The 8,785-nt window shown below is 54.1% G+C and carries 6 protein-coding genes; all 6 read left to right on the top strand.

Translation table 11 applies throughout. The annotated features are described in order from the left end of the window. Positions 1-1,850: 1,850 nt before the first annotated feature. The 6 genes from VI25_RS00990 (at position 1,851) to VI25_RS00965 (ending at position 8,630) form a co-directional block, all read left to right on the top strand. Positions 1,851-2,294 carry a hypothetical protein gene (locus tag VI25_RS00990; RefSeq protein WP_045687755.1) on the top strand — a complete coding sequence of 148 codons (444 nt, stop codon included), beginning with the start codon at positions 1,851-1,853 and terminating at the stop codon, positions 2,292-2,294. A 38-nt stretch (positions 2,295-2,332) separates the two neighbouring features. Further along, a complete protein-coding gene (locus VI25_RS00985) occupies positions 2,333-3,172 on the top strand; it encodes a hypothetical protein (protein ID WP_055562175.1) in 840 nt (279 codons plus the stop codon). Between the two features lie 43 nt (positions 3,173-3,215). Beyond that, the gene (locus VI25_RS00980; protein ID WP_052695059.1) at positions 3,216-4,232 is read left to right on the top strand and encodes a sensor histidine kinase; all 1,017 of its coding nucleotides are present in this window, start codon (positions 3,216-3,218) and stop codon (positions 4,230-4,232) included. 319 nt (positions 4,233-4,551) lie between these two features. Beyond that, complete coding sequence (locus VI25_RS00975) at positions 4,552-5,535, top strand: YitT family protein (protein ID WP_082455341.1); 984 nt, start codon at positions 4,552-4,554, stop codon at positions 5,533-5,535. A 69-nt stretch (positions 5,536-5,604) separates the two neighbouring features. Beyond that, positions 5,605-8,439: a HEAT repeat domain-containing protein gene (locus VI25_RS00970; protein WP_055562174.1), complete on the top strand. Its 2,835-nt coding sequence runs from the start codon at positions 5,605-5,607 to the stop codon at positions 8,437-8,439. Then, a complete protein-coding gene (locus tag VI25_RS00965; RefSeq protein ID WP_072144724.1) occupies positions 8,364-8,630 on the top strand; it encodes a Crp/Fnr family transcriptional regulator in 267 nt (88 codons plus the stop codon). Before VI25_RS00970 ends, VI25_RS00965 begins: the two co-directional genes overlap by 76 nt. Positions 8,631-8,785: the final 155 nt, after the last annotated feature.

The following is an 8,785-nucleotide window of genomic DNA, read 5'->3' as shown; positions in this document are numbered from 1 at the left end:
CCTTTAGTGATACATTAGAGGGCTTTTTATTTTCTAGGTGGTAAATCGAGGAGATTTTTGCATTTGCTTTTAGTCCTACTTCCCTCCCTGTTACTAAGACTAATTAGCAAGTTGGTATGCGGTAAGATGTTTGCTCCGCTCCTAAGTGTGCCGGGTGCTACGCCTGCACTCACATAAAGCACGCTGATTTTGCTGCGATACAACTAGTATACAACCCTGCGCACAAGATTATGATTATAGCGCGGTGGCTTTACTTCCTTAAGCACCTACATAGTCTTCTACTTCCTTTCGCTTAAATGTGCAGCTCTGACTAGTTAGAGGTAAGCTGCAACACCTTCTCCCGAAGGCAATACCCTATTTTGATAAAGATATTGTAGGCTTCTCCAGCACGCAAACAGCCTCTGGCGACCACCAACTAGTGGGGGTGCTTGAATTTGTGCAGAACAAGTATGGTAAAGATTTTGATAGGGATGCTGAAATATGCGGCAAGCTGAACAATAGAATTATTTCTACACATTTTTTTTAATACTAATGGTAACATCTATACGTTTAGTGTGTTACCTGCTGATTCGTGCTGTTTAGTTTTGATAAATCAAGGATGCTACTTATTCCTTTACTACGGAGTGCTTATAGAAAGCTGTTCTATGTGTATGCTGTACATGCCCTGTTTCTCCTCATGCTGCTAGGCAGTATTTGGTTGCTGAATGGAGAGTTGTCTATTACTAAACAGCCCTCACCACTGCAAGTGGCTTATCAGCCCGCTGCTAGTGCTGTACATGAGGCATATAGCCCGCAGTTAAGGTACATCACATCAGTAGACCAGTTGCTAGTTTGCGCGGATAGTATGCAACGCCGACACCCTGCTGTACCTTACCCTAGCTTACTTAGTTGGCTATTACGCCAGCGGTTTTATCATGGGTTTTCTTACTTCGGGGATGCTCACAACCGGCTCGCAGGTTTGATTGCCAACTACTTACATACAGATTGGCATGCTATTGTCATCCCAAACGATATTCTTCAATACCCTAATGCCGGTTGTAGTCAACAGTCTATCGTGTTTATGGCGGCCCTTCGGCAGCGAGCATATAGAGTGCGTAAAGTAGGATTTTATGAGCCGAAACAAGGTGGACACTACGCCTTAGAAGTGTATTATAATGACGCATGGCATTACTTTGATACGGACTTCGAGCCAGATTTCTTGCTTTTAAACCAAGTTGGGAGACCTTCCATCAGTGCATTAGTAGCTGATACATCTCTACTGCAGCACGCGTATGCGCACCGAATGGAAGCTAGTAGAATCCGTTCCCTATTTAAGACCTACCAGATAGGAGAGGTAAATGCGACCCCTGCTCCGCGAGCCTATTTATTCCAAGCAGTTACAAAAGCCATTACCTACAGTGGGTGGCTAGTAGTAGCAGTAGCTTGGTGGATCTATGGCTTGACACGGCATTCGAAAAAGCGCATGTTCACTTACCTACACAGACAGGTGCCAGTTGCTCGTGCTATACGGCCCTTGCACAAGGTTGCATAGCCTATTAGGCAACTAGTGTATTACTGCAAAATGCTGAAAAGCCTTTACCAGCTGGTAAGGGCTTTTTCACTTTCTAGCACTGCGAGAAACCTATTGTTGCAAATTCGTTAGATAATTTTTCTAATAATTCATTTTACTATACTGATAATTTTGAGTAATATTAACGAGTGCGCTAGAAAGGGTGTGAAGAGAGATGCCGTTACGTGCGTAAGGCTATGGGCCTGATAATCAATATTCACTTGCGTTCCTGATTATGGAAACACGCCTCCCAGTATTTGCAGCGGGTATTCTAACAGGCTTTGCGGCTAGCTGGCTGCTTATGCGTCAACGCTTTTCTGCACATGGCCATAACCCAAAGCTACCCAAGGATCAACAAGGCAGAATCTACAGAACCCCGCAAGAGAAAAAAGAGCCCATCGAGTGGGTTCGATCTTTCAGGGAGTTCCGTGATAAGCAGGTGGAGGCTGACGATAAAACTGCAAAATGGTACCCACGTGGTTTTTTCATCGATAAAGCCATTACTGATGCCATTTGCCAGAATGGAGAGGTAGTAGGCTTCCGAGTCTATTTCGGGCTCGACAAGAAAGCGGGTATCCCCAAAGAAGAAGAAGTAAACCTGGTAGTTGTTGGGGTAGACAGCAGGAACTTCGATCAGGTATACCGCGCCAAACGCTTCCAGTTGGCAGACTATGCAATTGGTAGTACGGACAGCAGGTGCCCGAACAATTGTGACTCCAATCCGCGCAGCCCCTATTCTTCTTAAGGCGTCTCACCAATCATTTGCCATTACGGCCCTTGCTCATGGACTCCTGCGCCGGACTGCACATGCTCAACCGCGCTTTGGAAGCAGCGCCTATCCTTCCTTTTGCTTGCGCCTGGGTGCGGAGAGAACATATTCCGTCTGTCTTCCGGCCAGTGTATTACTACGTGGGCGCCAAAGTGTTCTTGTATGCGTTGGCTATTGTGAGCCGGACGGTGTTTCGCAACGACATCTATCTTTTCCATTTGGCCACGGTGCTATTGGTGGTGCTGCTGGCCTATACATACGGCCAGTTGTTGCCGAAGCGTTGGCAAAGGCCTGTTCAGGTGGCAGTAGCACTCTTTCTGGGGGTCGCTGTGCTGGATGCTAGTGCCCTGAACGGCTTGTTTACGGACGTGAACACCTACTCCCAGACGTTTGGGTGCGCGCTATTGATTTTGCTGGCTATCCTGCACATTGTCACGCTAACCCAAAATGCTACCGACCGGGCCCTGGAAAGCCAGCCTTCGTTTTTTCTCAGCGTGGGTGTTATTGTGTATTGCTCGTGCTCGGTGGTGAGCTACGTGGCGGTCAATATCATCTACCATGCAGGCTACGATATGGCAACTGGCAAGCGCTTGGACACGCTTTTCAGCAGCCCCGACACCTTTTTGATGGCCGTGCAAATGGCTTTATTTGCGTGGATGTTCTGTTTTTTTCAACTCAACGCCTCTCCTCTGCGTGCCTTGCCCACCTGGCTACACTACAGCAGCTGGGCACCTCGCTCCTACCGTCTGCTTGGGCGGCGGTTGTCGCAGCTGAAAGTAAAACACGGCCGCCTGATACCACGCGTAAGCAACGGGCATTGCTCTATGGCACTGGAAGCGCCCGTCCATTCATAGCCAATGCTGCTCGCTCCTTCGCCCAAGAAACCCAGCAGCCCCCATGCCCGCCGATTTACTACCGCTGCTCTTTGTGGGTCCTATCCTGTTGGTGCTGGCTCTGGGCATTGTAGCAATTCTGGTGCGGGAACACCACCGACGCATGCAGCAGGAGCGCGAGAAGCAGCTACTCCTAGCCCAGCAGAATGAACTCTTGGAGCAGCAGGTGGCGCAGCGCACGGCAGAAGTAGTAGCGCAGCGCAACAGCCTGGAACAGGCTTTACAGGAGTTGCGCACTACCCAAACGCAGCTGGTGCAACGGGAGAAAATGGCTAGCCTAGGCGAACTCACGGCAGGCATTGCGCACGAGATTCAGAACCCTCTGAACTTTGTGAACAACTTTGCAGAGGTATCCACTGAGCTACTGCACGAGTTGGAAACCGAACAGCAGCTCCCAGCAAACCGCTCGGCGGTAGAGCTGGAACTCGTGGACGACTTGAAACAGAACCTACTGCGCATTACGCAGCACGGGCAGCGCGCCGCCGCCATTGTGCGGGGTATGTTAGAGCACAGCCGCACCAGCACCGGCGAGCGGGTGCCCGCCAATTTAAACGCCTTGGCTGAAGAGTATTTGCAACTGGCCTACCAGAGTGCGCGCGCTAAAAACAAAGCTTTCACGGCCACCCTCATCACGCAGTTTGACGTAGGATTGGGCCTCATAGAACTCGTGCCGCAGGAAGTAGGCCGGGTGCTGCTCAACTTATTTACTAATGCGTTCTACGCCGTGCAGCAACGCCAACTGGCAGAGCCGAACCTAGGGTACGAGCCCCAAGTAGCCGTTTGTACTATGGTGGAAGGAGCCTGGGCCGTGTTAAAAGTGCGCGATAATGGCACGGGGATACCAGCGGGCATCGAGCAGAAAATATTCCAGCCATTCTTCACTACCAAGCCCGCCGGCGAAGGCACTGGCCTGGGCCTATCGTTGAGCTACGATATCATCACGAAAGGACACAGAGGTCTGCTGGCTATCAATACGCAAGAAGCGGGCTACACGGAGTTTATCCTGCGTTTGCCGCGCTAGTTCGCTCCAACATGGGAGAAGATGCTCTGCAAAAAGAACAAGAAGTTTGTGGGATGCGCCACAATTTATTCTATTTATTATTATATAAAATCTAGTTAATTCCTTATTTTTACTGGGAGCGAACAGAAAGTACAGGAACAGTGCCCCGCACTTTCTGCGTAATGCTGCATTTCTTGTTGCGGTTTTGCTTACAGCGCCCTCGATACGGCGTGAGGACTTGGTTGCTGGCAGATAGTACCCCTGCCGGCCGTGCGTGTGGATGATGAACGTAGGATTGCTGGCCTAGGCAGTCACCCGTATTCTTACCGGTAGTTGGCTTATGATAGAGCAACTCATTCCTGAGCGTTTCCGCACCCGACGGGTAGCGCGGCAGGCGGCTAACCCGGCCGTAGGCGTGCCCTTACCTCACCCCGGCGACTACGGGCTGTTCTACCGGCTATCCTTCCAGTGGTTCAGGCACGTGCTTGTGCATGGAGCCATGCTGCTAGTAGGCGTCTTTTGCGCCGCGCTGGGGCTCAAGGCCTTTTTACTACCCAATGGCTTTATTGATGGTGGCGTAACGGGCATTTCCCTACTTGTAAGTCAGGTAACGGGTGTTTCGCTTTCAGTGCTGATTGTACTTATTAATATCCCCTTCATCATTCTAGGGTACTTCCAGATTGGTAGGGCATTCGCGCTCAAGACCCTGCTCACTATTCTTACCTTGGCGGGGGTGCTACTCGTGGTTTCGTTTCCTTCCCTTACCCAGGACAAGCTACTCATTGCAGTATTTGGCGGTTTTTTCCTGGGGGCTGGGGTAGGCTTAGCTATGCGCGGTGGCGGCGTGCTCGACGGCACCGAAATCTTGGCGGTCTATATCAGCAAGAAGCTACCCGGCTCTATTGGCGACATCATTCTGATTATCAACATCGTCATCTTTGGGGTAGCGGCCTGGCTTTTGTCGGTGGAGACGGCCCTGTACTCCATTCTGGCGTATTTATCGGCGGCCAAAACCGTCGACTTTGTTATTGCGGGCATTGAGGAATACACGGGGCTCACTATTATTTCAACGCACAGCGAAGCCATTCGCCAGCTCATCACCGATAAGATGCGCCGCGGCGCTACGGTGTACGAGTGCACCCGAGGGTTTGGCTCGCATGGGCACCAGCACCTACGGATAGAGGCCATTTTCACGGTAGTAACGCGGCTAGAGGTTATTCACCTCACCGACGAGATTCGCAAAATTGACCCCCACGCCTTCATTGTGATGCAGTGCGTGAGCGACACGCGCGGCGGCTTGGTGAAAAAGCGCCCCCTGCACTAGACCCTCCCAGGGCAACGGCCCTGTCCACTACGGTGGGTGCATTCCTGGCTTTATTCAACGGTACCTATCATGGAAACTTGGCAGCACTTTCTGGGCGTCCGCTCGCGTGAGGTGAAAACGGTGTGGTTGTTTTTCCTGCACAACTTTCTGCTCGGCATCGGTACCATCCTTGTGTACGTGGTAGCCAACGTTATTCTGCTGGAACATAACCCGGCGCGTAGTCTTCCTCTAGGCTATGGAATGGGGGCCTTAGCCATGCTAGGGGTAGGCCAGCTTTACACCTATGCCGAGCACCGGTGGCCCCTGCGCACCTTGGCTACCCGCACGTTGGGCGTAGTTGTGTGCTTTACGGGGCTGTTGGGCACTTTGCTACTACTCGGCCATTCCGTAACGGCGGCGGTAGTGCTCATGGCGGGCTACCGAGTCATTTATCTGCTCACAAACCTGGAGTTCTGGGGCTTATCGGCGGTAGTGTTCAACGTACGCCAGGGCCGACGGCTGTTCAGCGTTATCAGTTCGGGTGATATGCCCGCTAAGGCCTTGGGAGCGGTGCTGGCTATCTTTGTGCACGCTCAACTAGACCTGCTATTTCTACTGCTCGTTGCTTTTGGGGCGTACGTGGCGGCGCTGGGTACCCAGCGCCTCGTGTTTCAATCGCACGTGGTGGAAGTGCGGCCGGCGCCCGTACGCCCTGCGGCCCCGGAGTCAGCCCCTGTATTTCGTGGGGTACTCGGCAGCATGCCCTTGGTGGCGTGCATGGGGTTGAGCGGGCTAGCAATTACGGCGGTGGCAACGGGCGTAGAATTCTCCTTTCTGGTGCACGTAAAGCAGAAGTTGCAGGATCAGAACACCGTTCTGCAATACGTGGGGGGAGTGCTGGCTCTTACTTACTTGGCCGCTCTGCTAGGCAAGCTCCTACTCACGCGCCAGGGGCTCGACCGGCTGGGCCTACCGCGCACCCTCCTGCTACTACCCCTCACGGCCCTGGCCGGCGTGGCCTTGTTTGGGGCGCTACCCCTGCTAGATGTGGGGCCGGCGGGGCGCCTAGTCTATTTTTGTGCTTTATACCTGGGGCTGGAAGTGCTGCGCCGAGCGGTGTTTGAGCCGGTATTTTTGGTGCTGTTTCAGCCCCTGGCCCCGGTCGCGCGCCTGCGAGGTCATACCCTAGTGAAAGGAGTGTACGAACCCTTGGGCATGGGCCTCACGGGCTTGCTGCTAGCGGTCCTTTACCACTTCCCTACCCTGCACCAGGGAGTACTTTTCGGTTGGATGGGCATGCTACTCCTGGGGGTTGTGCTGTTGCTGGGCCGCGTGCACCGCTACTACCTTGCCGAGCTGAAAACCGTGCTCAGCCACCGGTTTGCGGGCCCCGCCCCCATTCTTACTACCGCCGAGGCCCTGGAGGTTCGGGAAGAAGTAGATGAATCAGCGGCTGGAATGGACCTGCCCGACGCCGAGGCCGTTCTTGTGGACCAGCCACTCGACTCTAACACGGCCCTGCAACACCCCGATCTGGCAGTGCGCCAAGCCGCCATTCGGGCCTGCTTAACAGCCAATGTCGCTCACGCGGCGGCCCACGCCAGCTTGCAGGAGCTGGCAGCCTCCGCCGAGCTAGAGCAGCGCCTAGCAGCGTTGGGGCTACTAGCCTACCTAGCCCCTGCCGGACAAGTGACCCTGCTGCGCGCTTGCGTGCACAGCTTGGAGCCTCGCTTGCTAAAAGCCGCCAGCCGCGCCGCTGCCGAGACGCCCACCCGCGAAGTCGTCAACCTATTTATTGCTCTGCTGGATGAGAAGGCCGTGCGCAAGCTGGCCGCCGATACGCTAGTAGACATGGGAGGCGCCGTGCTGCCCGTTTTGGAAACCGCCTTGCAGCACTACACCGACTACCCCTTGCTGCGGCGACTAGCCGTGGTATGCGCCCGCTTGGGCATTCCGGCCAGCCGCCGCGTATTGGTGGGCTTGGCTCAGCACGCCAACCTTACCCGGCGGGCAGCTGCTCTGCATGCCCTCAGTCGCTTTGAGGCTGTAGCTACCGAAGCGCCCCTCTTTCAGCACCTCATGCAAAAGGAAATGCGCCTGGCCCAGCAGCTACTCCATGGCATGCTTGGGGCCAACGTAGAGTTGCGCTCTTGCCTGAAATACGAGCTAACCAAGGTGCAGCAGCGCCTGTTTGGGTTGCTACTACAGCTCTACGACCGGCAGCCCATCCTCGATGCCCAGCGCAGCATTGCCCGCGCTGGCCAAGAACGCCAGGCCAACGCCCTCGAAATTCTCGACAACCTCATTCCCCGCCCCTTGTACCAGGGATTACAGGCGCTGGTAGATGTAGGCCGGCTTTCCAAGAAGGTGCAAACCTTTGACCAGCTGCTAGGCCCCTTGCCACCCGAATCCATTGTGGCTACCATTCTGGCGCGCGGCGACGAGGTCTTTGCCCCCTGGACCATCAGCGTAGCCCTGCGCCAGTGGCAGCCCTCGCCCGCCACCGTAGCCCTTTTGCACGCGTATTTGCAGGCCCCCAACCAGCTAGTGCGGGAAAGCGCCGAGGATGTGTTGGCCCTACTACCGGCACGCTACCCAGCCGTGTATGCGCACTGGCTTAGCTTGCACCCGCTGCCGGCGGCCGGCGGCGGCCCCGAGCCGCCCGCTCCTCGCGTGCCAGCCGTAGAGCGTATCCTGCTGCTCAAGCATACCTCCCTCTTTGCCCAAACGCCCGAGAACGTACTAAGTAGCATTACCCCCATCATGCAGGAAGTGGCTTTCATGCAAGGGCAGCAGGTGTTTGCCAAGGGAGACCTGGTACGTCCCTTTTTATTATATATGAAGGGGAAGTGCGCATCTTCAACGGGGAGCACCAGCTGGCTGTATTTCGCGAGGGCGACTTCTTTGGTGAGCTGGCCTTGCTAGATGCCGAGCCTCGCTCGGCAACGGCTATAGCCCAAGGCCCCGTGGTGGCATTTCGGCTAGATCAGGAGGATTTCTATGATGTAATGGAAGAGTGTGATGAGGTGCTGCACAACATTCTGCGCGTGCTTTGTCAGCGCCTGCGCCAGCAAAACGAAAAAATGAAGTCCCTTACTCACCCGCACCCGGCCTAGGCCAGCATTTTCTACACGAGTACTAAGACAAGTCTATTCTTCCATACTAGCTTCCGCACGAACTGAGGAACCTACGGCTTTTAAGCGTTTTTAGAGCACCATAATTATAACTATACTAGTATAAAATATGAATTATTATTAATATATTAGCCTTT

Source organism: Hymenobacter sp. AT01-02 (genome assembly GCF_000961955.2).
Lineage (GTDB): Bacteria > Bacteroidota > Bacteroidia > Cytophagales > Hymenobacteraceae > Hymenobacter > Hymenobacter mucosus.
This window is presented reverse-complemented; position numbering and strand designations above follow the sequence as displayed.